Source organism: Polaromonas sp. JS666 (genome assembly GCF_000013865.1).
Taxonomy (GTDB): Bacteria; Pseudomonadota; Gammaproteobacteria; order Burkholderiales; family Burkholderiaceae_C; genus Polaromonas.
This window is the reverse complement of the sequence record NC_007948.1, coordinates 4290459-4310472: the sequence shown is the minus strand read 5'-3', so window position 1 is coordinate 4310472 and position 20014 is coordinate 4290459. Positions and strand designations below refer to the sequence as shown.

At 64.6% G+C, this 20014-nt stretch carries 22 protein-coding genes; 10 read left to right on the top strand and 12 right to left on the bottom strand.

Annotated elements, in window-relative coordinates; translation table 11 throughout:
• Positions 1-227: 227 nt before the first annotated feature.
• Both BPRO_RS20485 and BPRO_RS20480 read right to left on the bottom strand, forming a co-directional pair.
• A complete protein-coding gene (locus BPRO_RS20485; RefSeq protein WP_011484984.1) occupies positions 228-917 on the bottom strand; it encodes a response regulator transcription factor in 690 nt (229 codons plus the stop codon).
• Positions 914-2368, bottom strand: coding sequence for a sensor histidine kinase (locus BPRO_RS20480; protein ID WP_011484983.1), 1455 nt, complete (start codon positions 2366-2368; stop codon positions 914-916). The genes BPRO_RS20485 and BPRO_RS20480 overlap by 4 nt, the downstream gene beginning before the upstream one ends.
• 55 nt (positions 2369-2423) lie before the next feature.
• Between BPRO_RS20480 and BPRO_RS20475 the strand changes: the two genes are divergently transcribed.
• The 3 genes from BPRO_RS20475 (at position 2424) to BPRO_RS20465 (ending at position 5097) form a co-directional block, all read left to right on the top strand.
• On the top strand, positions 2424-3338 hold the full coding sequence (locus BPRO_RS20475; protein ID WP_011484982.1) for a cation diffusion facilitator family transporter: 915 nt from the start codon (positions 2424-2426) through the stop codon (positions 3336-3338).
• Between the two features lie 27 nt (positions 3339-3365).
• A complete protein-coding gene (dtd, locus tag BPRO_RS20470) occupies positions 3366-3830 on the top strand; it encodes a D-aminoacyl-tRNA deacylase (protein WP_011484981.1) in 465 nt (154 codons plus the stop codon).
• A 229-nt stretch (positions 3831-4059) separates the two neighbouring features.
• Positions 4060-5097 carry an amidohydrolase family protein gene (locus BPRO_RS20465; protein ID WP_041388983.1) on the top strand — a complete coding sequence of 346 codons (1038 nt, stop codon included), beginning with the start codon at positions 4060-4062 and terminating at the stop codon, positions 5095-5097.
• 23 nt (positions 5098-5120) lie between these two features.
• On the opposite strand, the gene ybeY is transcribed toward BPRO_RS20465, so the two are convergent.
• Both ybeY and BPRO_RS20455 read right to left on the bottom strand, forming a co-directional pair.
• On the bottom strand, positions 5121-5585 hold the full coding sequence (ybeY, locus tag BPRO_RS20460) for an rRNA maturation RNase YbeY (protein WP_011484979.1): 465 nt from the start codon (positions 5583-5585) through the stop codon (positions 5121-5123).
• Positions 5575-6588 carry a PhoH family protein gene (locus tag BPRO_RS20455; protein ID WP_011484978.1) on the bottom strand — a complete coding sequence of 338 codons (1014 nt, stop codon included), beginning with the start codon at positions 6586-6588 and terminating at the stop codon, positions 5575-5577. Before BPRO_RS20455 ends, ybeY begins: the two co-directional genes overlap by 11 nt.
• A gap of 83 nt (positions 6589-6671) precedes the next feature.
• Between BPRO_RS20455 and ruvA the strand changes: the two genes are divergently transcribed.
• Positions 6672-7244 carry a Holliday junction branch migration protein RuvA gene (gene ruvA / locus BPRO_RS20450; protein ID WP_011484977.1) on the top strand — a complete coding sequence of 191 codons (573 nt, stop codon included), beginning with the start codon at positions 6672-6674 and terminating at the stop codon, positions 7242-7244.
• A gap of 121 nt (positions 7245-7365) precedes the next feature.
• On the top strand, positions 7366-8430 hold the full coding sequence (ruvB, locus tag BPRO_RS20445) for a Holliday junction branch migration DNA helicase RuvB (protein ID WP_011484976.1): 1065 nt from the start codon (positions 7366-7368) through the stop codon (positions 8428-8430).
• Positions 8431-8510: 80 nt separating this feature from the next.
• Here the strand turns inward: ruvB and BPRO_RS20440 are convergent, their stop codons facing one another.
• From BPRO_RS20440 to BPRO_RS20415, 6 genes are all read right to left on the bottom strand, one after another.
• Positions 8511-9692 (bottom strand): DSD1 family PLP-dependent enzyme, encoded by a 1182-nt coding sequence (locus BPRO_RS20440; RefSeq protein WP_041388982.1) that lies wholly within the window; start codon positions 9690-9692, stop codon positions 8511-8513.
• Between the two features lie 17 nt (positions 9693-9709).
• Positions 9710-10393, bottom strand: a complete 684-nt coding sequence (locus BPRO_RS20435; RefSeq protein ID WP_011484974.1) for a histidine phosphatase family protein — start codon at positions 10391-10393, stop codon at positions 9710-9712.
• A gap of 279 nt (positions 10394-10672) precedes the next feature.
• Positions 10673-11278 carry a DUF4136 domain-containing protein gene (locus BPRO_RS20430; protein WP_011484973.1) on the bottom strand — a complete coding sequence of 202 codons (606 nt, stop codon included), beginning with the start codon at positions 11276-11278 and terminating at the stop codon, positions 10673-10675.
• Between the two features lie 37 nt (positions 11279-11315).
• A complete protein-coding gene (ttcA, locus tag BPRO_RS20425) occupies positions 11316-12251 on the bottom strand; it encodes a tRNA 2-thiocytidine(32) synthetase TtcA (RefSeq protein ID WP_011484972.1) in 936 nt (311 codons plus the stop codon).
• Positions 12252-12256: 5 nt separating this feature from the next.
• The gene (locus BPRO_RS20420) at positions 12257-12628 is read right to left on the bottom strand and encodes a dihydroneopterin aldolase (protein WP_011484971.1); all 372 of its coding nucleotides are present in this window, start codon (positions 12626-12628) and stop codon (positions 12257-12259) included.
• 59 nt (positions 12629-12687) lie between these two features.
• A complete protein-coding gene (locus BPRO_RS20415) occupies positions 12688-13455 on the bottom strand; it encodes an SDR family oxidoreductase (RefSeq protein WP_011484970.1) in 768 nt (255 codons plus the stop codon).
• A 62-nt stretch (positions 13456-13517) separates the two neighbouring features.
• On the opposite strand from BPRO_RS20415, the gene BPRO_RS20410 reads away from it, so the two are divergent.
• From BPRO_RS20410 to BPRO_RS20400, 3 genes are all read left to right on the top strand, one after another.
• Entirely contained in the window at positions 13518-14651 is a 1134-nt protein-coding gene (locus BPRO_RS20410) for a class I SAM-dependent methyltransferase (RefSeq protein WP_081430586.1), read from the top strand.
• A gap of 105 nt (positions 14652-14756) precedes the next feature.
• Positions 14757-14951, top strand: coding sequence for a DUF2905 domain-containing protein (locus BPRO_RS20405; protein WP_011484968.1), 195 nt, complete (start codon positions 14757-14759; stop codon positions 14949-14951).
• A 19-nt stretch (positions 14952-14970) separates the two neighbouring features.
• Positions 14971-15942, top strand: a complete 972-nt coding sequence (locus BPRO_RS20400) for an ROK family protein (protein ID WP_011484967.1) — start codon at positions 14971-14973, stop codon at positions 15940-15942.
• Between the two features lie 71 nt (positions 15943-16013).
• Here BPRO_RS20400 and BPRO_RS20395 read toward each other — a convergent pair whose 3' ends face one another.
• The gene (locus tag BPRO_RS20395) at positions 16014-16931 is read right to left on the bottom strand and encodes a LysR substrate-binding domain-containing protein (protein ID WP_041388980.1); all 918 of its coding nucleotides are present in this window, start codon (positions 16929-16931) and stop codon (positions 16014-16016) included.
• A 225-nt stretch (positions 16932-17156) separates the two neighbouring features.
• Between BPRO_RS20395 and BPRO_RS20390 the strand changes: the two genes are divergently transcribed.
• Positions 17157-17999 (top strand): class II aldolase/adducin family protein, encoded by an 843-nt coding sequence (locus BPRO_RS20390; RefSeq protein ID WP_011484965.1) that lies wholly within the window; start codon positions 17157-17159, stop codon positions 17997-17999.
• 155 nt (positions 18000-18154) lie between these two features.
• Here the strand turns inward: BPRO_RS20390 and BPRO_RS20385 are convergent, their stop codons facing one another.
• Positions 18155-18793, bottom strand: coding sequence for a cysteine hydrolase family protein (locus BPRO_RS20385; RefSeq protein WP_041388979.1), 639 nt, complete (start codon positions 18791-18793; stop codon positions 18155-18157).
• A 109-nt stretch (positions 18794-18902) separates the two neighbouring features.
• Here BPRO_RS20385 and BPRO_RS20380 point away from each other — a divergent pair, with 109 nt between their 5' ends.
• A complete protein-coding gene (locus tag BPRO_RS20380; RefSeq protein ID WP_011484963.1) occupies positions 18903-19949 on the top strand; it encodes a GlxA family transcriptional regulator in 1047 nt (348 codons plus the stop codon).
• Positions 19950-20014 lie beyond the last annotated feature (65 nt).

Genomic DNA, 20014 nt, shown 5'->3' with positions numbered 1-20014 from the left:
AGTTGTTGGAAACGGTTCAAAAACCGTTCAAGGCGGTTCGATCAACCGTGGGAGAACTTTAAGAAATGGCCGCTGTTTTGCCTATTCGTAGGGTTACGCGCCAGGCTCCGTAGAAATACTGCCCCCACGGTCCTTCGCTTCGCGTAACTCCCTGCCCCCCGAGGGGGCCGCCCGCCTGCGGCCCGGCGAAGCCGGTTCCGCGGCTTGGACTGGCTTTCGGTGAATACCTATCGACCGTCGGCTTCGTCTGCCAGCGTCGCATACTGCCGGATCAGCTGCGCCAATGACTCGGCCTCCAGCTTGGCAAACAGGTTGGCGCGGTGGGTTTCCACGGTGCGCGGCGAGACAGCCAGCGCCCGGCCGATCTCCTTGTTGGTCAGGCCGGCGACGATCAGGCCCAGCACCTCGCGTTCGCGCTCCGACAGCTGCGCATAGCGTTGCCGCGCCTGCTGGTCGGTCTGGCGCCGCTCGCGCGACTTCACATGCTGGCGGACCGCGTTTTGCAATGCCTCCAGCAGTTGCTCGTCATCGACGGGCTTTTCCAGGAATTCGGCCGCGCCGGACTTGAAGGCGCGGCGGCACATGTCCACCGTGCCGTGCCCGGTCAGCATGATCACCGGCTGGTCCACGCCCTGGGCCATCAGCGTGTCCAGTATGGTCAGACCGCTGATGCCGGGCATGCGCACGTCCAGCACGATGGCGCCAATGCCCTGGCGGTCAAAGCCGCTGATGAAGGCCTGCGGGTCGCTCCAGCTCTGCACCCGCAGGCCGACCGTGCTGATCAGCAGCGCCAGGCTGCTGCGCACCGCCTCGTCGTCGTCGATCAGGTGGATCAGCGGTGACAGCAGGGCCCCCGCGGTTTTTTCCTCATGGGGTCCCGCCGCGCCCCGGGGTGCGTTGCCGGAGCGTTCTTTCATGGTGTGTCTGCCAGGGGTAAGGACAGCCTGAATACCGCGCCGCGCGGCAGGTTGTGTGCCGCCGTCAGGCTGCCGCCCATGCCGGTGGCCAGTGTTTCGCACAGGCTCAGTCCCAGCCCGAGGCCGGCGTCGCGGGTGGTGAAGAAGGGCTCGAAAATGCGCGGCAGCACGTCGGCCGCCATGCCTGGGCCACAGTCGCTGATGGTCACCACCCCTTGCCTGTCTGCCTCAGCCAGCGTCACGCCGAGCCGGCGTTCGGTGGCCGGGACCTGTTCCAGGGCCTGCAGGGCATTCATCAGCAGGTTATGAATGATCTGTTCCAGCGCCACCGGCTCGGCCAGAACCGTGACGGGGGCGGACGGCATCTCCAGCTGGGGCGTTATCTCGCGCCGTTTGAGCTCGGGCTCCAGCAGGTACAGCGCGTTGCGCACCGCGCCCTGCAGCACCACGGGTTGCGCAGCCAGGCCTGGGCGCTCTACCGCACGGCGCAAGCGGCCCACGACCTCGGACGCGCGGCGGGCCTGCTCGACGGCCTGGGCCATGGCGGCCCGGGCGCTGGCCAGCTCGGGCGGCTCGTCGTTGAGCAGCCGGCCAGCGGCCTGGGTGTTGGCGAGCACGGCGGTCAGCGGCTGGTTCAGCTCGTGGGCCATGCCGGCCGCGAGTTCGCCCAGCGTGTTCAGCCGCCCCACCTGGCCCAGCCGCAGCAGTTCCTCGGCGCGCTGGCGCTCGGCGCGCTGGCGCAGCAGGGCCTGCCAGGCCGCCAGCACGGCAGCCACCAGCAGCGCCCAGGCCAGCATCCAGCCCCAGGGCAGTTCGCCCCAGCCGACCTGGCGCAGCGCAAACACGTCAAACGGCTGGCTCTCGGCGGCCAGGTGCTTGTGGAATTCAAAGCGCCAGCCGCCCTCGCGAAGATGGCCGGGCTGCAGCACGAAAATCTGCCCTTCATGCTCCAGCGTCACGCGCACCGGGCTGGTGTCCGGCGCCATGGGCCATTCGCTCCAGGGCACCACGGCACGCAAGTCCAGTTGCAGCGCGTAGCTCGTAGGGTCGGCGGCCAACACCAGCTGATAGCGGCCGCGGGCAAGATCCGCCTCCGCCAGCACCGGCCTGCGCAGGGCCCGCGACAGGGGCGCCGCATTGCGCAGGCGTTCATTGGGCCAGACGGCATCGCGGTCCTGCCGGTGCACGCCAATGATCTGCGGGTAGACCGACGGCAGGCGCTGCTCGGGACGGGATGCGTCGGCAGCGGGCTGCAGCAGCGCCAGCGTGGCCAGGACGGCGTCGTGCTGCACCACGCGCTGGCTCAGCAGCCGGTGCGCAATGCGGGCGTCGGTTTCAAAATTCTCGCGCAGCTGGGCCAGCTCCAGGCGCACCAGCGCCACGCAGCCCAGTGCCGTGATGGCGCACCAGAGGACGGCCCAGACCAGCCAACGTTGTCGCAGTTGCAGCATCGCCGCATTCTTGCATAGCTTGTTGGCGTGGCCCGGCATCGCTCACAATGGGCGCATGAGTCGACTGGACCTGCAATTTCTGACGCCGCAACGCCTGCTCAAGGCCTCCGTGGCGGTGGCGGCGATCACCATCGTGCTGAAGACCGGCGCGTGGTACATCACCGACTCGGTGGGCCTGCTGTCGGATGCGATGGAATCCTTTGTCAACCTGGCCAGCGCGCTTTTTGGCCTGGCCATGGTCACCATTGCCCAGCGACCGGCCGACGAGGACCATCCCTACGGCCACCACAAGGCCGAGTATTTCTCGTCCGGTTTTGAGGGCGCGCTGATCATTGGCGCCGCCGTGGCCATCATGTGGGCCGCGGGGCACCGTATTTTTGAGCCCCAGCCGCTACAGCAGCTCGGCTGGGGCCTGGCGCTGTCTATTGTCAGCTCCGGCCTCAACGGCTTGCTGGCATGGGTGATGTTTCGCTCGGCCCGGGCGCATCGCTCGATTGCCCTGGAAGCCGATGCCCGGCACCTGGTGACCGATGTCTGGACCTCCGTCGGCGTCGTGGTCGGCATAGCGGCCGTGCTGGTCACCGGCTGGCTGTGGCTCGATGCGGTGGTGGCCTTCGGCGTGGCGTTGAACATTCTCCGGGAAGGCGCGCGGCTGATGTGGCGCTCGTCCCAGGGGCTGATGGATGAGGCGGTCGAGCCCGAGGTGCTGGCCGACATCCACAGGACGCTGGAAGAATTCAGGCACCCCACCATCCGTTTTGACCACGTGAGCACGCGTCGCTCCGGCCAGCGCTGTTTTGTGGACATGCACATGCACATGCCGGCCAGCTGGTCGCTGGGCCGCGCGGCTGCGCTGCGCACCAGCGTCGAGCAGGCGCTGATGAGCGCCGTGCCGGGGCTGCGTGCGACCATCCAGCTGTTGCCCAGCGATGTGGAGGCCCATTTTGACGACGAGAAAGACCTGATTTGAAATGAGTGTTGACAAGAGAACGCTGCCATGAAGGCCGTGCTGCAGCGCGTGGCCGAAGCCCGCGTGGTGGTTGCCGGTGAGACCGTGGGCCAGATCGGTCAGGGTTTGCTGGTGCTGGTGTGCGCCGAACGCGGCGACGCAGAAGGGCAGGCCGACAAGCTGTTGGCCAAGATACTCAAGCTGCGGATTTTTTCGGACGAGGCCGGCAAGATGAACCGCAGCGTGCAAGACCTCGATGGCGCAGGCAAGCAGGGCGGCCTGCTCATCGTGAGCCAGTTCACGCTGGCCGCCGATGTGTCGGGCGGCAACCGGCCCAGCTTCACGGATGCTGCGGCCCCTGATGAGGGGCGCCGGCTGTACGACTACTTTGTGGCGCAGGCTCTAGCCTTGCATCCCATGGTCCAGACCGGGCAGTTTGCCGCCGACATGCAGGTGCACCTGGTCAATGACGGGCCGGTGACCATTCCCTTGCACATCGATCCGGCAGCCTGACCGGAACGCCGAATGCTATTAATTCAGTAGCGTATTGCGTGTGTTTTACAGGGCTTGCAGACAGCTTTTGCATGAAAAATTGAGCGCGCTGGCCGGTGATCTCCAATCGGAGGGCGGGGCCGGTTTGGGTCGATATGATGGCTTGTCGCGATGGATGGCCTGCCCGGCTCACCCCGCTCACCTTGCTTGCCCCGCAGTCCCCGCATCAGTCCTGAAAAAAGAAGCTTCGATGAAAAAAACAGTTGTGGCAACGACGCTGGCCGTATTCGCGGCCTGGGCCCAGGCTGACGCCTTGCCCCTCATCGACACCCACGCCCACTTTCAGACCATTCCCTACAAGGAACTTGAAGCTTCTCACAAGACCGCGCTGGCCACCATGGACCGCATGAACATCGCCCGGTCGCTGCTGATGCCGCAACCGTTTGCCACGCTGACGCCGCAGTGGTTTTACGACATCGAAGACCTTCTCTTCACCGTCAAGGCCAACCCGGAACGGTTTGCCGTGCTGGGGGGCAGCTCGCTGAACCTCATGATCCACGGCACGCCGGCCGACGCGGTGGATGACGCCGTGCGTGCCCGCTTTCGCAAGCGTGCGCAGGACATTGTGGCGCTCGGTGCGGTCGGATTTGGCGAGATCTCAGTACTGCATCTGTCCATACCGGCCATGGGCCCCCGGCATGCCTACGAAAATGTCCCTGCGGATCACCCTTTGCTCTTGCTGCTGGCAGACATTGCGGCTGAAAACAATATCCCCATTGATCTTCATTGCGATCTCGTGCCGGAAGACATGCCGCTGCCCGAGATGCTCCGTGCGAACGCACTGAATCCTCCCTTGCTGGAGGGCAACCTGCCTGCCTTCCGGCGTTTGCTCTCCCACAACAGCATGACCAAAATAGTCTGGGTGCACGTCGGGTTTGAACCCCTGCTGACGCGTCACCCCGAGCGGGTGCGGAAAATGCTGCAGGACTATCCCAACCTGTACATGAGCTTTCGCCTGAACCGCGGCGCGCCGCGGCCGGCCGCAGCGCTGGACCCGGACGGAAAGCTCAAGGCCACCTGGACCGATTTGGTGCGGGAGTTCCCCGACCGCTTCATGCTGGGGAGCGATTCGTTTTATGCCCGCAATGGCATCGCCCGGGGCTCCAGCGAAGAGGGGCTGAACAATCTGCGCGGCCTGATCGAGCAACTGCCGCCAGACCTGGCGCCCAAGGTGGCCAGCGAAAATGCGATCCACCTTTACCGCCTGAAGAGCCCGCCGGTGAAGTAGCCGCCGTTGCAGGGCCCTCCGCTTCAATAGGGGTTGGCAAATCTCAGCGAAGCCAGCAGCAGGATCTCCAGCGCTTCCATTTCCAGTGCGTCGCGCTCGTTGGTCTCATGGTCGTAGCCCTGCGCATGCAGCGTCGCGTGAACCAGCAGGTGGGCGTAGTGAGCCTCCAGTGTTTTGCCCTGTTCGCGGGCTTCGCGCTCCACCACCGGGGCGCAGAGCACGAGGTCGGCGGTCACCACGGGTTCCCGGGTGTAGTCAAAGGTCAGCACGTTGGTGGCGTAGTCCTTGCGGCGGTAGTCGCGGTTGAGCGACTGGCCCTCCTCGGCATCGACGATGCGCACCGTGATTTCGGCATCGGTTTTCAGTGCATGGCTGATCCAGCGCTGCACGCGGCGGCGCGGCAGGGCGGCGCGATGCCGGGCGACGCCGGGGAACTGGCCGAACTGCAGGGAAAGGTCGAGCTGCCTGAGCGGAACATCAGGAGCCATTTCGGCTCCTGACCCGCGAAGGGCGCTTGATGGGGCCTATTGAATCGATAGCGTCAACCGAGGCCACTTCGGGAGTGCGCTGTTTGTCGTAGGCGTCCACAATGCGCGCCACCAGCGGGTGCCGCACCACGTCGGCGCTGGTCAGGCGCGTGATCGCAATCCCCTTGACACGCCGCAGCACGCGTTCGGCGTCGATCAGTCCGCTGAGCTGCGTGCGCGGCAAATCGACCTGGCTGACATCGCCGGTCACCACCGCCTTGGCGCCAAAGCCGATGCGGGTCAGAAACATCTTCATCTGCTCGGGCGTGGTGTTCTGCGCCTCGTCCAGGATCACAAAGGCGTGGTTCAGCGTGCGGCCGCGCATGAAGGCCAGCGGGGCGATTTCGATCTGCTGGCGTTCAAAGGCTTTTTGCACGCGTTCAAAGCCCATCAGTTCATACAGCGCGTCATAGAGCGGGCGCAGGTAAGGGTCGACCTTCTGGCTCAGGTCGCCCGGCAAAAAGCCCAGGCGCTCGCCCGCCTCCACGGCCGGGCGCGTCAGCACGATGCGCTGCACGGTGCTGCGCTCCAGTGCGTCGACCGCGCAGGCGACCGCCAGGTAGGTCTTGCCGGTGCCAGCCGGGCCAATGCCAAAGGTGATGTCGTGGGTGGCAATGTTCTCGAGGTATTGGCCCTGGTTGGTGGTGCGGGCGCGCAGGTCGGCGCGCCGCGTCGACAGCGCCATGGCACCGTCGGGCGCCGCGCTCATCGGGGTGTCGCTGGCCAGCATGAGCTGCACGGTTTCCTCGGCAATGGGCCGCTGGGCCATCTCGTACAGCGCCTGCAGCACCTCCAGCGCCTGCTGGGCCCTGACCTTGGGGCCGTCGATCTTGAACTGCTCGAACCGGTGCGCAATCGTCACCTGCAGCGCGGCCTCGATGGTGCGGATATGGGAGTCCATGGGCCCGCACAGATGCCCCATGCGGGTGTTGTTGGGCGGCGTGAAGGTGTAGCGAAGGATCAAGGCGCGGCTTTTTCTGAAAGGGTGGGTTCTCGCGAGATTGTCCCCCCAAATTTCCGCGCCTGCCTGACTGATAAGATTTGGCCATGATCGGAAGAATCTCAGGCCAGCTGGCCGAAAAAAATCCACCGGAAGTCCTGGTGGACTGCAACGGCGTCGGCTATGAGGTGCTGGTGCCCATGAGCACCTTTTATAACCTGCCCGGGCTGGGCGAAAAAGTCAGCCTGCTGACCCATTTTGTGGTGCGCGAGGACGCGCAAATCCTCTACGGTTTTGGCAGCGCCACCGAGCGCGCCGCGTTCCGCCAGCTCATCAAGATTTCGGGCGTCGGCCCGCGCACCGCGCTGAGTGTGCTGAGCGGCATGAGCGTCGAGGAGCTTGCCCAGGCCGTGACTCACCAGGAGGCCGGCCGCATCATCAAGGTGCCCGGCATCGGCAAGAAAACCGCCGAACGGCTGCTGCTGGAGCTCAAGGGCAAGCTGGGCGCCGACATCGGCGTGCAGGTTAGTGTCAGCAGCGACAGCCAGTCCGACATCCTGCAGGCACTCGTGGCGCTGGGCTACAGCGACCGCGATGCGGCGCTGGCGCTGAAAGCCTTGCCCAAGGATATCGGCGTCAGCGATGGCATCAAGCTGGCGCTGAAGGCTCTGGCGAAATGATGTTTCTCCTGATGGTTCTTATTTCTCAAAAAAGCGCCGGGCCGCCCCAAGCTTTTTTGCTGGGTTGCCCACGCCAAAGTATCGTGGGAGCGCAGCGACCGAAACTTTGGTGTGAAACATCATGAGCATTCAGACCGACGATTTCTCCGCAGCCGATCTGCCGCCCGTCAAGCGCGTGATGTCGGCCGCGCCCGCTTCGCCCCATGAGGAAGCGATCGAGCGCGCGCTGCGGCCCAAGCTGTTTGACGAGTACGTTGGCCAGGCCAAGGTGCGCGAGCAGCTCGAGATTTTCATTGGCGCGGCCAAGAAGCGCAGTGAAGCACTCGACCATGTGCTGCTGTTCGGCCCGCCGGGCCTGGGCAAGACCACGCTGTCGCACATCATTGCGCATGAGCTGGGCGTCAATCTGCGCCAGACCTCGGGCCCGGTGCTCGAAAAACCCAAGGACCTGGCGGCGCTGCTGACCAACCTGGAAAAAAACGACGTCCTCTTCATCGACGAAATCCACCGCCTGAGCCCGGTGGTCGAGGAAATCCTCTACCCGGCGCTGGAGGACTACCAGATCGACATCATGATTGGTGAAGGTCCCGCGGCGCGCAGCATCAAGCTCGACCTGCAGCCCTTCACGCTGGTAGGCGCCACCACGCGCGCCGGCATGCTGACCAACCCCTTGCGCGACCGTTTCGGCATCGTCGCGCGGCTGGAGTTCTACACCGCCGAGGAGCTCGGGCGCATCGTCAGGCGCAGCGCCAGCCTGCTCAATGCGCCGATGGATGAGGAGGGCGGTTTTGAGATTGCACGCCGCTCACGCGGTACGCCGCGCATTGCCAACCGCCTGCTGCGCCGCGTGCGCGACTATGCCGACGTCAAGGGCACGGGCCAGATCACCCTGGACATTGCCAACAAGGCCCTGGCCATGCTCGATGTGGACCCGCAGGGTTTTGACGTGATGGACCGCAAGCTACTCGAAGCCGTGATCCACCGCTTTGACGGTGGCCCGGTCGGGCTGGACAACATCGCCGCCAGCATTGGCGAAGAACGCGACACGATTGAAGATGTGATCGAGCCCTACCTGATCCAGCAGGGCTATCTGCAGCGAACGCCGCGCGGCCGCATTGCCACGCTGGCAGCCTACCGCCACCTCGGTGTGGCGCCCCCGGTGAGCGGCAACGACATGTTTACCTGACGGCGCTGCATGGGCGGCTGGCGCGCTTTGGCGTGCAGGTTCGCTACTCGCCGCCAGGCCTCGTTGGTGAGCCTCGACGCTCAGGTCAGTGCGCCCCGCGCATCCACCCGGAATATGCGCTGCACAATGCCCCTGCGCAGGCCACCGCCCACCGCAATCATCACATCGTGCAGGTTGACGGTCGGGTCGCAATGGCCGGGAATCAGCCACAGGATGTGGCCCAGCCCCGGCAGGCGCGTGCCGCCCGCAGCGGGCCGCAAGATGCCATGCTCATCACCGCCGTTGAAGTACTCCAGCGCATCCTCGCCATCCAGGGTATGCACCAGCGGCAGGCCGGAATCGATGGCGTGACTCTTGTGGCCGGCGTCGCACACGGCATGGCCGCTGCGGGTGCTGATGACCTGTGTCTTGACAAACAGGGCGTGCTCGAACTGCGGCTGCGCCGGGTCGCGCTCGTTTTTCGCGTAGTCGACATCCATGAACATGAAGGAGCTCGCCTGCAATTCGCCGTAAACGCCGCTGGCGGCCTCCAGCACAAAACTGCCGGTACCGCCGCCGGTGACCAGGCCGACTGTGATGCCCTGGGCTTCGATCAGGTCGCGCGTGCGCTGCACGGCGGCTGCGGCTTGGGCAATCGCGTCGCGCCGCTCCTGCGCGCTGCGAATATGCTGGGCCTTGCCATGGTAGGCCTGCAGGCCGGCAAAGTGCAGGGCCGGGTGTTTGCGGATCTCCAGCGCCAGCGTCACCGCGGCGGCTCCAGGCTCCACACCACAGCGGCCCTGTCCGACGTCGATTTCGACGAACACGTCAATGATCGTGCTCACGCCGCTGCTGGCCCTGGCCTCGTTCATGGCCTGCGCCAGCCGGTTTACGCCCTGGGTGCTGTCCACCGCAATGGCCAGCTTGCCGCTATGGGGCGCGACCTTCTGCGTCAGTGCCGCCACCCGTGCGAGCTTGGCAGGCGCAATGACCTCGTTGCTGATGTAGACGTCGTACACCCCGCCGGCCACCATGGCCTCGGCCTCGGCAGTCTTTTGCACGCACACGCCCACCGCGCCGGCCTTGATCTGCAGTTTGGCGAGTGACGCACTCTTGTGCATCTTGGCATGGGGACGCCAGCGAATGCTGTGCTTTTTCGCAAACTCGGCCATGCGCCCCAGGTTGCGCTTCATCGCGTCCAGGTCAATGACGAGGGCGGGTGTATCGACCTCGGTGACGGGCTTGCCTATCAGGTCGGACAAACGGGACGACGATGTACTCATGGTGTGCGGGGATTCACTCATTGGGTGTGGGTGGTGCCGGGAGCGGGGGCGGCGTCGTCGGTAAATCGGTTGTCATGGGGTGCGTCACCGTTCAGGTGCTGGGTGTCGGCCCAGCCCACCAGCGTGAAGCCCTCGGGTGTCCAGAGCAGGCGGTTGATCGCGGTGTTGTCGAGCGCCCAGGTGCGGGGCGCCTGGATGTCCAGCCGGGTGGCCGCGCGGTACAGGATGTCCATCACGCCGCCGTGGCCGACCAGCGCGATCAGCTCGCCGGGGTGTTCCGCGGCCAGCCGCTCCGCGGTGCCCACCACGCGGCGGCGCAGGTCCAGCAGCGATTCGCCGCCGGGTGGGGCGAATTCCGGGTCGCGTTTGCGCCAGCGCAGTGACTGCTCGGGCAGCAGCACCTCGATCTCGGCAAAGGTTTTGCCCTCGAACTCGCCAAAGCAGCGTTCGCGCAGGCCCGGTTCCCTGATCACCTCCACGCCCAGAGCGCCAGCAAGGTGCTGCGCGGTTTCCCAGGCGCGGCTCAGATCGCTGGTGTAGATTGCGGTGATCGGTTCATCCACGAGCGCCTGGGCCATCCGCCTGGCTTGGCCATGCCCGGTGTCATTGAGCGGAATGTCGAGATGGCCCTGAATGCGCGCATCCACATTCCAGGTGGTTTCGCCGTGGCGAATGGCGATGATGCGGGTTGCTTCAGTCATCGGGCGGGATTCCTTGGCGGGTGCCCTGCGACAGGCGACAGAGGCGAAGCGTCTCGCGAGCGCGGGAGCTCTTCATCCCAGCAGGGGCCGCGGGACTGGCTTTGCCAGACCGCAGGCGCAGCGGCCCCCTCGGGGGGCAGAGAGCTACACGCAGTGAGCGAACGTGGGGGCTCTTCATCCCAGCAGGGGCCGCGGGACTGGCTTTGCCAGACCGCAGGCGCAGCGGCCCCCTCGGGGGGCAGAGAGCTACACGCAGTGAGCGAACGTGGGGGCCGCATTTTATCGGGGGATTTCAACATTGATGTGGCGTCTGCCCGGCGGCGGTTCGGGAAAGCCGCGCAGTGCGGCGTCCAGCATCGCCGGCAGCACGCTGAGGGAATCGCTCCATACGCCATCGTGCAATGCGCGGGTTTCAAAGACCACTTGCTGGGTTGTCAGGTCGCGCATCAGGATGACCAGTTCGCGCCTGAAATAAGGCGGCTCCGGAAAACGCATCGGAAATGAAAAGCCAACGGAAGCGCCACGGCTGCCGCCAGCCATAAAGACTCCCGGGGTCGCAAAGCCGAAGTCGTCATAGGGCCCGCGGTCGATGACCTGGGTATTGAGCACTACCTGCACGCCGTAGCGCGCCACCGTGGGGCTCAGTTCCATGCCCACCCGGGACAGGGCGGTGCGGGCCAATGCTTCAATGCGGTCCTGCTGTGCCCCGGCGGCCTGCTGCGAGGGCAGACGTTCAAACCGGTAAGCGGTGCCGGGACCAGGCGGCGCAGCGGTCCATTTGGGAAAAGCCGTGACGTCGCTGTCGACCAGGCGCGTGGTCGAGCAGCCTCCCATGAGGAACGCGAGAAATGCTATTGAAATAGCAGCTAAAAATGCTCGTTTCATAAGGGCTGCAGGCTAACTTTTCTGAATATTTTGTTGCTCAGCGCGATGCGATGTCAATCACGGAAAGGCCGGGTCGCTGCGGCTCGCTGAACTCTTCCGCGTCAAATGCCTTGTCCCCTTCGGCATCGGCAACACCGGTGGTCCGGATGTTCTTGAAGTCATGGCGCTTGCTGTCCATCAGGTGCGAGGGCACGATGTTCTGCAGCGCAGAAAACATGTTCTCCAGCCGCCCCGAGTGCTTTTTCTCCCACTCGCGCAGCATGTTGCCGACCTGCTTGCGCTGCAGGTTTTCCTGGCTGCCGCAGAGCGTGCACGGAATGATGGGGAAGTCGCGCACCTGGGCCCAGCGCGTCAGGTCTTTTTCAGGCACATAGGCCATGGGCCGGATCACAATGTTCTTGCCGTCATCGCTGACCAGCTTGGGTGGCATGCCCTTGAGTTTGGCCGCAAAAAACATGTTCAGGAAGAATGTCTGCAGCATGTCGTCACGGTGATGGCCCAGCGCGATCTTGGTGGCGCCGAGTTCGCCCGCCACACGGTACAAAATGCCCCGCCGCAGGCGCGAGCACAGCGAGCACAGTGTTTTGCCTTCCGGAATCACGCGCTTGACGATGCTGTAGGTGTCCTGGTTTTCAATGTGGAAAGGCACGTCCAGCTTGCCCAGGTAGTCAGGCAGCACATGCTTCGGGAAGCCAGGCTGCTTCTGGTCCAGGTTGACGGCGATCAGGTCGAACCTGATGGGCGCGCGCTTTTGCAGTTTCAGCAAAATGTCGAGCATGGCGTAGCTGTCTTTGCCGCCAGAGACGCACACCATCACCTTGTCGCCCTCTTCAATCATGTTGAAGTCGACAATCGCACGGCCGACTTCGCGGCACAGGCGCTTTTCAAGCTTGTGGTCCTCACGCTCGATCTTCAGGCTGTTCTGCACCCGTGCAGAACTCTCAACCTGTTCGTCCATCCATACGGCGCTCATCGGTGTCACCACTGTCCTGTCTCGACGCGAATGGCTACTTCGCAGTCGTCAAAAATTTCAAGTTTGGCAATCCTCACCCGCACCCCCAGCACGCCGGGCAGCAGCATCAGCCGGTGCGCCAGCTTGCCGATCAGGCTTTCCAGCAGGTTCACATGCTCGGCCGTGCACTCGTTGATGATGATCTGGCGCACCTTGCGGTAGTCCAGCACATGCATGATGTCGTCGTCGCTGGGCAGCAGCGGCTGCGTGCCCAGGCTCAGTTCGGCATCAACCTGGATCGGTTGCGGCGCGATTTTTTCGTGATCCAGAATGCCCAGGTTGGCGTCAAAGCGCAAACCGGTGAGCGTCAGGATCTGGGTGCCTAGGGTGTTGTACATGGGGTCAGTCTGGGGGTGATTGGGGCCGGGGTGTGCAGGCGGTTTTCCAGCGTTTGCGTTCACATCAGCGAGAAGTCGCGCTCAAATTTCATCAGGTGCTGGCCGCCGTCCACCAGCAGGGTGGTGCCTGTCATGGAGCTGTTCTCCAGCGCGAACTTCACCGCGGCAGCCACGTCGGCCGGCGTGGAGGAGCGGCCCAGCGGCGACAGCTTGTGCCGCGCCTCGAATTGCTCGTCGCTCAGCAGGTGGCTGGTCAGGGTGAGGCCGGGCGCCACGCCGACCACGCGCACCTGCGGCGCCAGCGCCAGCGCCAGCATGGTACCGGCCGCCTCCAGCGCGGCCTTGGACAGGGTGTAGCTGAAGAAATCGGGGTTCTGGTTCCACAGCTTCTGGTCCAGCAGGTTGACGACGGCGCCGCTGGCGTTGCGGCTGCTCACATGCGCATGCAGCGCCTGGGCCAGCAGGATGGCCGCGCCGGTATTGCTGTGCAGGTGCTTGTCCAGGGCGGCAAAGCCAAAGCTGGCGGCGCTGTCCTGCTCAAAGGTCGAGGCGTTGTTGACCACCGCGTCAACGCGGCCGAAATGCGCGGCAACGCGGGGCAGCAGGGCGCGAACGCCGGCTTCCTGTTCCAGGTCACACTGAAAAGCGGCGGCAGCCCCCGACAAACGGGTGCAATCAGCGACCGTTTTCAGGGCATCTTCTTCGGAGCCGCGGTAATGCACCGCCACCTGCCAGCCGCCGGCTGCCAGCGCCAGCGCGATCTCGCGGCCCAGCCGCCTGGCGGCGCCGGTCACGAGAACAACGGGGAGGGACGGGGTGGCGGTCATCAGGCTGGAGGTTGGGTTTTTGGGCAGGGGCTGGTGGCGGGGCCAGGGCGGTATCGCCGACAATCAGGGGCGTGACCAACAACAGCCACCCCCCCATTTTAACGACCGGCCTGCAGGCCCACATTGCCAAGGCCATTGCAGAGGCCGGCGGCTGGATCGGCTTTGACCAGTTCATGGCGCTGGCGCTCTACACACCTGGTCTGGGCTACTACGCCAATGATTCGCGCAAATTCGGCCTGATGCCCGGTGGCGTGAAGGACGGCGGGAGCGATTTTGTGACGGCGCCCGAGCTCTCGCCGCGTTTTGGCCAGGCATTGGCGCGCCAGCTGGCCCAGGCCCTGCAGGCCACCGGCACCTCGGAAGTCTGGGAATTCGGTGCGGGCTCCGGCGCCCTGGCGCTGCAGCTTCTGGACACGCTCGGGCCGCTGGTGGCGCGCTACACCATTGTGGATGTGTCCGGCAGCCTCATGCAGCGCCAGCGCGAACGGCTGGCTGCGCATGCTGGCAAGGTGCACTGGGCCAGCGAGCTGCCTGCGGAGATGCGCGGCGTCGTGGTGGGCAATGAAGTGCTCGATGCCATGCCGGTGAAGCTGCTGTCGCGTCTGGAAAAGGTTTGGCATGAGCGCGGCGTGGTGGTCCATCAAGAACGCTTCACCTGGGCCGACCAGCGCACTGAGTTGCGGCCGCCGCTGGAAGTGGCCGGCGCCCACGACTACCTCACCGAAATTCACCCGCAGGCCGAAGGCTTTATCCGCACGCTGGCCGACCGGCTGGAAGCGGGTGCGGTGTTCCTGCTGGACTACGGCTTTCCCGAGCACGAGTACTACCATCCGCAGCGCAGCATGGGCACCGTGATGTGCCATCGTGGCCACCTGTCGGACACCGATGCGCTGCTGGATGTGGGCAGCAAGGACATCACCGCCCATGTCAACTTCACCGGCATCGCACTGGCCGGGCAGGACGCCGGCCTGCAGGTGCTGGGCTACACCAGCCAGGGCCGTTTCCTGCTCAACTGCGGGCTGCTGGAGGGTATGGAAGGCGGTGTTGACAGTGCCAACCTCGCCGAGCGCGCCATGGTGCAGAAATTGATTGCCGAGCACGAGATGGGCGAGCTGTTCAAGGTCATCGCATTCTCAAAAGGTGCACCGTGGGAACCCATGGGCTTTTCCGCTGGTGACCGCACGCATACCCTGTAGCCCGTCCGGGGATGCCGGAGGGGGTTACAGGGCTTGTTACAGGGCCTGTTACAGGGCTTTCGCCGCGCGCTCCCCGCAGCGGGCTTCAACCCCTAAACTAGCAACATGATCCGCTGGTTCATCGTCATCTTTCTCGCGCTGGTTTTCATCAGCTGGTTCAGCCCTTTGCTGCAGAAACTGGGCTTTGGCAAGCTGCCCGGCGACCTGCGCTTTCGCCTGTTTGGGCGGGAATGGTTTATCCCGCTGACCACCACGATCCTGCTGAGCTTTGTCGCCAGCCTGATTGCCCAGTTGATCTGAGGAATGTGAGAGGTCTGCCATGAAAGCCTGCGTGGATCTGGGAGGCACCAAGGTAGCGCTCAGCCTGACCCGCGGCTTGACCGGGGCTGCCGCCGTGCCGCCGCTGTCCGCGCTGCAGGCCCGTCGCTCCGAGCCCACCGCCAAGACCGGCACACCGGACGCCGTCGCACGGCAGATCCTGCGCATGCTGGGCGAGGCTTGCGCGGAAGCTGGCATCGGCGAGCATGACATCGTGGCGGTTGGCGTGTCGTCCTGCGGCCCGTTTGTGATGAAGGCGGGCATGATTGAGCTCGCGGCACCCAACATCTGCGGCGGCCTGGCTGGGCCGGCGCGCGGCCTGCCCAATGACTGGACCAGCGCCTTGCTGGAGGCGCCGCTGCGCGAGAAGTTTCGCGGCACCCCCACCACGCTGCGCATTGAAAACGACGGCATAGGCGCGCTGGAAGCCGAGCGCCGCTGGGGTGCGTTGCAGGGCATGGGCAACTGCGCCTACGTCACCTGGAGCACCGGCATTGGCTGCGGCCTGTGTGTCGACGGCCGCGTCCTGCGCGGCAAGCACGGCAATGCGGGCCATGCCGGCCACATGTTTGTCAGCGACAACGACGATGCGCTGTGCGGCTGCGGCAACATCGGCGATCTCGAAGGACTGGTGGCCGGCAATGCCATCGCCAGGCGTTTCTCCTCGGGAGGCGCCGCGGATGCGGCCAGCATTTTGGCGCAGGCGCGCTCGGGTGACGCGGCCGCCGTCGCCCTGGTGGATGAGTTGTGCCGTGTCATGGGACGTGCGCTGTACAACCTCATCATCACGCTGGACCTGGAGCGCATCAGCCTGGGCGGCAGCGTGTTCTGGCATCACCGCGACTACCTGCTGCCGCGCCTGCAGGCGCAGATTGCCGGCAAACTGCCGGCGCTGACCAGCGGATGCACGCTGGTGCCCGCCGGTCTCGGTGAGCGGGTCGGCGATTTCGGGGCCCTGGCGCTGGTCAGTTAGCCCACAGCACTCCGTCGGGGTCAGCGTGACGGCCTTGGGGCTCGACTCAAAATCGCCCCAGGTATCCGCCTTCAAGGAATTGGCGCGTTGCCCCGGCCCACATCGACGCCTGCCGCCTTGAAAAGCCATTCACGGAAAAGCCGGACCTTTTCCGTGTGCTGCTCATTCACCCGGCAGGACACAAAGTGGGTTTCCTCTGCAATGGGGAAAAAAACGTCCCTTCCCAGTTCAACCAGTTCGCCGCGGGAGATTTCGCGCTCGGCAAGACGGACGCTTTCCAGGGCGACACCCATGGCGTCGACAGCGGCAGAAATGGAGAGCGCCGCGCGGTCGAACGACGGCCGGGGCCGCGCAGGCAGCGTGAGCCCGTTGCGCGCAAACCAGCCGGGCCAGGTGATGGCGCTGAGCTGGGAGTCGATCAGGACCAGGTCACGGATTTGCTGGCGGATGGGGCGCGTGCCATCCACCAGTTGCGGCGAGCACAGGGGAACGATGCGCTCGCGCCCCAGGGCGATGGAGAGCACGCCCGCCCGTTCCTGCACGGGCCCATAGGCAATCGCCACGTCGATCTCCCGCATGCGGGTGAGGTCGACAGGCTCTGCGCCCGAGGTCAACCGGATGGTGATGTCGGCATGGGCTTGCATGAATTCAGGCAGGCGGGGCCCCAGCCATTTGGCGGCAAAGCTGGGTGCGCAATGCAGCGCCAGCACCTGTGCCCGCGGCGCCAGCGCCACCTCGTCGCAGGCCGCCTCGATGACATCAAACACCCGCGAAAGACTGTCAAGCAGCCGCCGCCCCTCGGCCACCAGTTCGACGCGGCGGTTGCGCCGGATGAAGAGGGGTCGGCCGAAATAGTCCTCCAGCTCTCGCACCTGGTGGCTGATCGCCGACTGGGTCAGGTGCAATTCACGCGCGGCAAGCGTAAAGCTTTCCAGCCGGGCCGCAGACTCAAACGCCCGCAGCAAGACGAAATTCGGGGCGCGTCTCATAGTGTTTCTTGATTCATGAATGAAATTCATCTTTTCATGAACATCTATCGTTTGTCAACGTCTGAAAAGAGCGCGAACATGGCCTCACCGAAAAGACGGGTGCGCGGTATGCAGCGGAGTCCTCTGGCCTTGGTTCGATGTGAAAACCGCAAGACGCCTTCCATGAGATTGATACAGAGACCAAAGACCAAAGACCTTAAGACCCAAACTCAAAAGGAGCAAGAAATGTCTGCAGTGCTTGAAGCGAGCCGCGATGTCCAGCTGGATGAAGCGCGAATTTCCATCTACCAACCGGAGCAGGCTGGCCTGATTTATCCGTCAACCCCCCGGTTTTCAAATGCCGCCGAGGAGCGCCAGCACCTGAAAGAGCGGCTTGTCGCCGCGTGCCGTGCGTTTGCCTTGCAGGGTTTCGATTACGGTTTTGCCGGGCACCTGACGGTACGTGACCCGGAGAACCCCGGCCTGTACTGGACCAATCCCATGGCCGTGCATTTTTCCCAGGTCAAGGTGTCCAACCTGATTTTGGCCGATCACAGCGGCCAGGTCGTTGAGGGCCGCCACGCGATCAATCGCGCCGGCTTTGTCCTGCATTCAGCCGTGCATGAGGCGCATCCGGATATCGTCGCGATGTGCCACGCGCACACCGTCTACGGAACCGCTTTTGCCTCACTCGGCAAAAAGCTCGAGCCGATCAGCCAGGATGCGGCAGCCTTCTTCGAAGACCATGTGGTCATTGGTGATGAGGCGGGCCAGGTGGCCGTGGAAGTCAAGGCAGGGCACAAGGTGGCCCAGGCCTTCAAGGGTGTCAAGGCGGCCATCCACCAGAACCACGGGCTGCTCACGGCCAGCCGCCACAGCATCGAGGCGGCCGCCTTCTGGTTCATCGCGCTGGAGCGCTGCTGCAAGCAACAGCTGATGATCGACGCAGCCGGCATTGCCCCGCGCCTGGTGACGCCGGAGCGCGCCCGCTACAGCCGTGAACATGTGGGCAGCGAATACATCGGCTGGCTGCATTTCCAGCCGATCTGGGATCACCTGGTCAAAACCCAGCCGGACATGTTTGACTGATGACCGGTTGAATCCGGGCCAAAGGCAAAAGCGTGAAGTGCGCCTGCTGGAAGACCCGGGCATGTCCGGTGCCCAGTCAAGCAGGATTGAAGGCTGCGGTTTTGGGGGGGGGGAGCCGCTATTAAAAAAATGCCGGTCGTCCGGTATGCCGGAAACTACCTCCTCGCGATGGCCGCCTGATTCGACACCAGAATATTGCTTTTCTTTAGCGCCTGGCCGGCTTGCACGGCGACGGCCCAGTCATCGGTAGAGCCGACAGCGGCAAAGCGCGTGTGAAACACCACGCTGAAGATACGGTGGATTTCTTCCGCGCTGGCCAGGCCGGCTTCGTTGGCATAAGGGATGGAGCCGCTCGCGTCGTGCAAAAACTCCACGTGCAGGCCCCGGTGCGTGGCCTCGAAAATCGTGGACGCGTCGCAGTTGTGCGTCATGTAGCCGACCACCGTGAGGGTATCGATGCTGTTTTTCTCCAGCCAGCCGGCAAAGTCGGTGCCGGTATAGACGTTGGGCCAGGCTTTCTCGATGAAGTGGTCGCGCGGGCGGCTCGCAACGGTCTCATGCAAGGCCCACTGGGCCGAACCCTTGGCAAACAGCGGCGCGGTAGCGGACTCGCTGTGTTGCACCACCACGACAGGGATGCCCGCCGCACGGGCCGCATCCATCGCGCGACCAATATTGGGCAGCGTCTGCTCCACCGGTGGGTATTCAATCAGCAGGCCGCCGGTGAAATACTCCATCTGGACATCGATGACGACAAGGGCGCGGCGTGGAGATGTTGCATCAGTGCTGGACATGGTGTGTTTTCCTTCAAAAGTTGAAACAGGTGGTTGATGGAGGTGATTGTTGGGCTGGCGGTGTTTTGGTGAAAGTGGCCCAAATGTCAATAGTCGATAGAATCGGGCCATGTCATCCAAAGCGCCCAAAAAGACATTCGGCAAAGCCCCGGGCAAGGCCAGAGCCGGCAGCGCGGCCAGCCAGGCAGTCGGCTCCGTAGTCGGGATCCGCACCGTTGCGGTGGTCGCCTTTGACGGCATCAGCCCCTTTCACCTGTCCGTGCCGTGCATGGTGTTCGGCAACGATTTTTCGGGTGCCGACCTGCCGCGGTTCAAGCTGCTGGTGTGCGCCGACAAGCCGGGCATGCTGCAAACCACAGCCGGCTTCACCATTGCTGTGCAACACGGCCTGGGCGTGCTGGCCAAAGCCGATACCGTGGTGGTGCCGTCATGGCGCGACCCCATGGAGCGCCCGCCCGAGGCTTTGCTCAAGGCCCTGCAGGCGGCGCACCGGCGCGGCGCGCGCATCATCGGCTTATGCTTGGGCGCTTTTGTCCTGGCCGAGGCCGGCCTGCTGGACGGCCGGCCCGCCGCCACGCACTGGGCCCTGGCGTCCGCTTTCGCCGCGCGTTACCCGCAGGTGCAGCTCCAGCCGGATGTGCTGTATGTGGACGACGGCGACGTGCTCACGTCTGCGGGCACCGCAGCCGCCATTGACTGCTGCCTGCATCTGCTGCGCCGCGAGCACGGTGCGGAGGTGGCCAATCGCGTGGCGCGCCGCATGGTGGTGGCGCCACAGCGGCAGGGCGGGCAGGCCCAGTACGTCGAGCGGCCCGTGCCTGCCACCAGCACCGGCCACCGGCTTTCAGTCATTCTGGCCTGGGTGCAGGAAAACCTGAACCAGCCGCACAGCCTCGATGCGCTGGCCGATCGGGCCTTCATGAGCCGGCGCACCTTCACGCGGCACTTCCGGCAGATCACCGGCACCACGGTGGGCCGGTGGCTCACCGGCCAGCGGCTGGCGCTGGCGCAGCGGCAACTGGAGGCCACCGACCGCTCGATGGACCAGATTGCCATCGATGCCGGCTTTGGCTCCGTGGTGTCCCTGCGGCAGCACTTCGCGACGACGCTGGGCACATCGCCCTCCACCTACCGGCGTGAGTTTCGGGGCAGGTAGCAGTCTTTTTGGAAATGGCTGTGGGCCTATATATGACGGGACCTGACTGCTATAAAAACAGTAGC

Excerpts from the sequence above, each read along its gene's own strand:
- BPRO_RS20380 (WP_011484963.1), top strand. The coding sequence starts at position 18,903 with ATGTCATCCAAAGCGCCCAAAAAGACATTCGGCAAAGCCCCGGGCAAG.
- BPRO_RS20475 (WP_011484982.1), top strand. The coding sequence starts at position 2,424 with ATGAGTCGACTGGACCTGCAATTTCTGACGCCGCAACGCCTGCTCAAG.
- BPRO_RS20465 (WP_041388983.1), top strand. The coding sequence starts at position 4,060 with ATGAAAAAAACAGTTGTGGCAACGACGCTGGCCGTATTCGCGGCCTGG.
- BPRO_RS20435 (WP_011484974.1), bottom strand. The coding sequence starts at position 10,393 with ATGACTGAAGCAACCCGCATCATCGCCATTCGCCACGGCGAAACCACC.
- dtd (WP_011484981.1), top strand. The coding sequence starts at position 3,366 with ATGAAGGCCGTGCTGCAGCGCGTGGCCGAAGCCCGCGTGGTGGTTGCC.
- ruvB (WP_011484976.1), top strand. The coding sequence starts at position 7,366 with ATGAGCATTCAGACCGACGATTTCTCCGCAGCCGATCTGCCGCCCGTC.
- ybeY (WP_011484979.1), bottom strand. The coding sequence starts at position 5,585 with ATGGCTCCTGATGTTCCGCTCAGGCAGCTCGACCTTTCCCTGCAGTTC.
- BPRO_RS20390 (WP_011484965.1), top strand. The coding sequence starts at position 17,157 with ATGTCTGCAGTGCTTGAAGCGAGCCGCGATGTCCAGCTGGATGAAGCG.
- BPRO_RS20430 (WP_011484973.1), bottom strand. The coding sequence starts at position 11,278 with ATGAAACGAGCATTTTTAGCTGCTATTTCAATAGCATTTCTCGCGTTC.
- BPRO_RS20395 (WP_041388980.1), bottom strand. The coding sequence starts at position 16,931 with ATGAGACGCGCCCCGAATTTCGTCTTGCTGCGGGCGTTTGAGTCTGCG.
- BPRO_RS20385 (WP_041388979.1), bottom strand. The coding sequence starts at position 18,793 with ATGTCCAGCACTGATGCAACATCTCCACGCCGCGCCCTTGTCGTCATC.
- ruvA (WP_011484977.1), top strand. The coding sequence starts at position 6,672 with ATGATCGGAAGAATCTCAGGCCAGCTGGCCGAAAAAAATCCACCGGAA.
- BPRO_RS20480 (WP_011484983.1), bottom strand. The coding sequence starts at position 2,368 with ATGCTGCAACTGCGACAACGTTGGCTGGTCTGGGCCGTCCTCTGGTGC.
- BPRO_RS20420 (WP_011484971.1), bottom strand. The coding sequence starts at position 12,628 with ATGTACAACACCCTAGGCACCCAGATCCTGACGCTCACCGGTTTGCGC.
- BPRO_RS20400 (WP_011484967.1), top strand. The coding sequence starts at position 14,971 with ATGAAAGCCTGCGTGGATCTGGGAGGCACCAAGGTAGCGCTCAGCCTG.
- BPRO_RS20415 (WP_011484970.1), bottom strand. The coding sequence starts at position 13,455 with ATGACCGCCACCCCGTCCCTCCCCGTTGTTCTCGTGACCGGCGCCGCC.
- ttcA (WP_011484972.1), bottom strand. The coding sequence starts at position 12,251 with ATGAGCGCCGTATGGATGGACGAACAGGTTGAGAGTTCTGCACGGGTG.
- BPRO_RS20485 (WP_011484984.1), bottom strand. The coding sequence starts at position 917 with ATGAAAGAACGCTCCGGCAACGCACCCCGGGGCGCGGCGGGACCCCAT.
- BPRO_RS20440 (WP_041388982.1), bottom strand. The coding sequence starts at position 9,692 with ATGAGTACATCGTCGTCCCGTTTGTCCGACCTGATAGGCAAGCCCGTC.
- BPRO_RS20405 (WP_011484968.1), top strand. The coding sequence starts at position 14,757 with ATGATCCGCTGGTTCATCGTCATCTTTCTCGCGCTGGTTTTCATCAGC.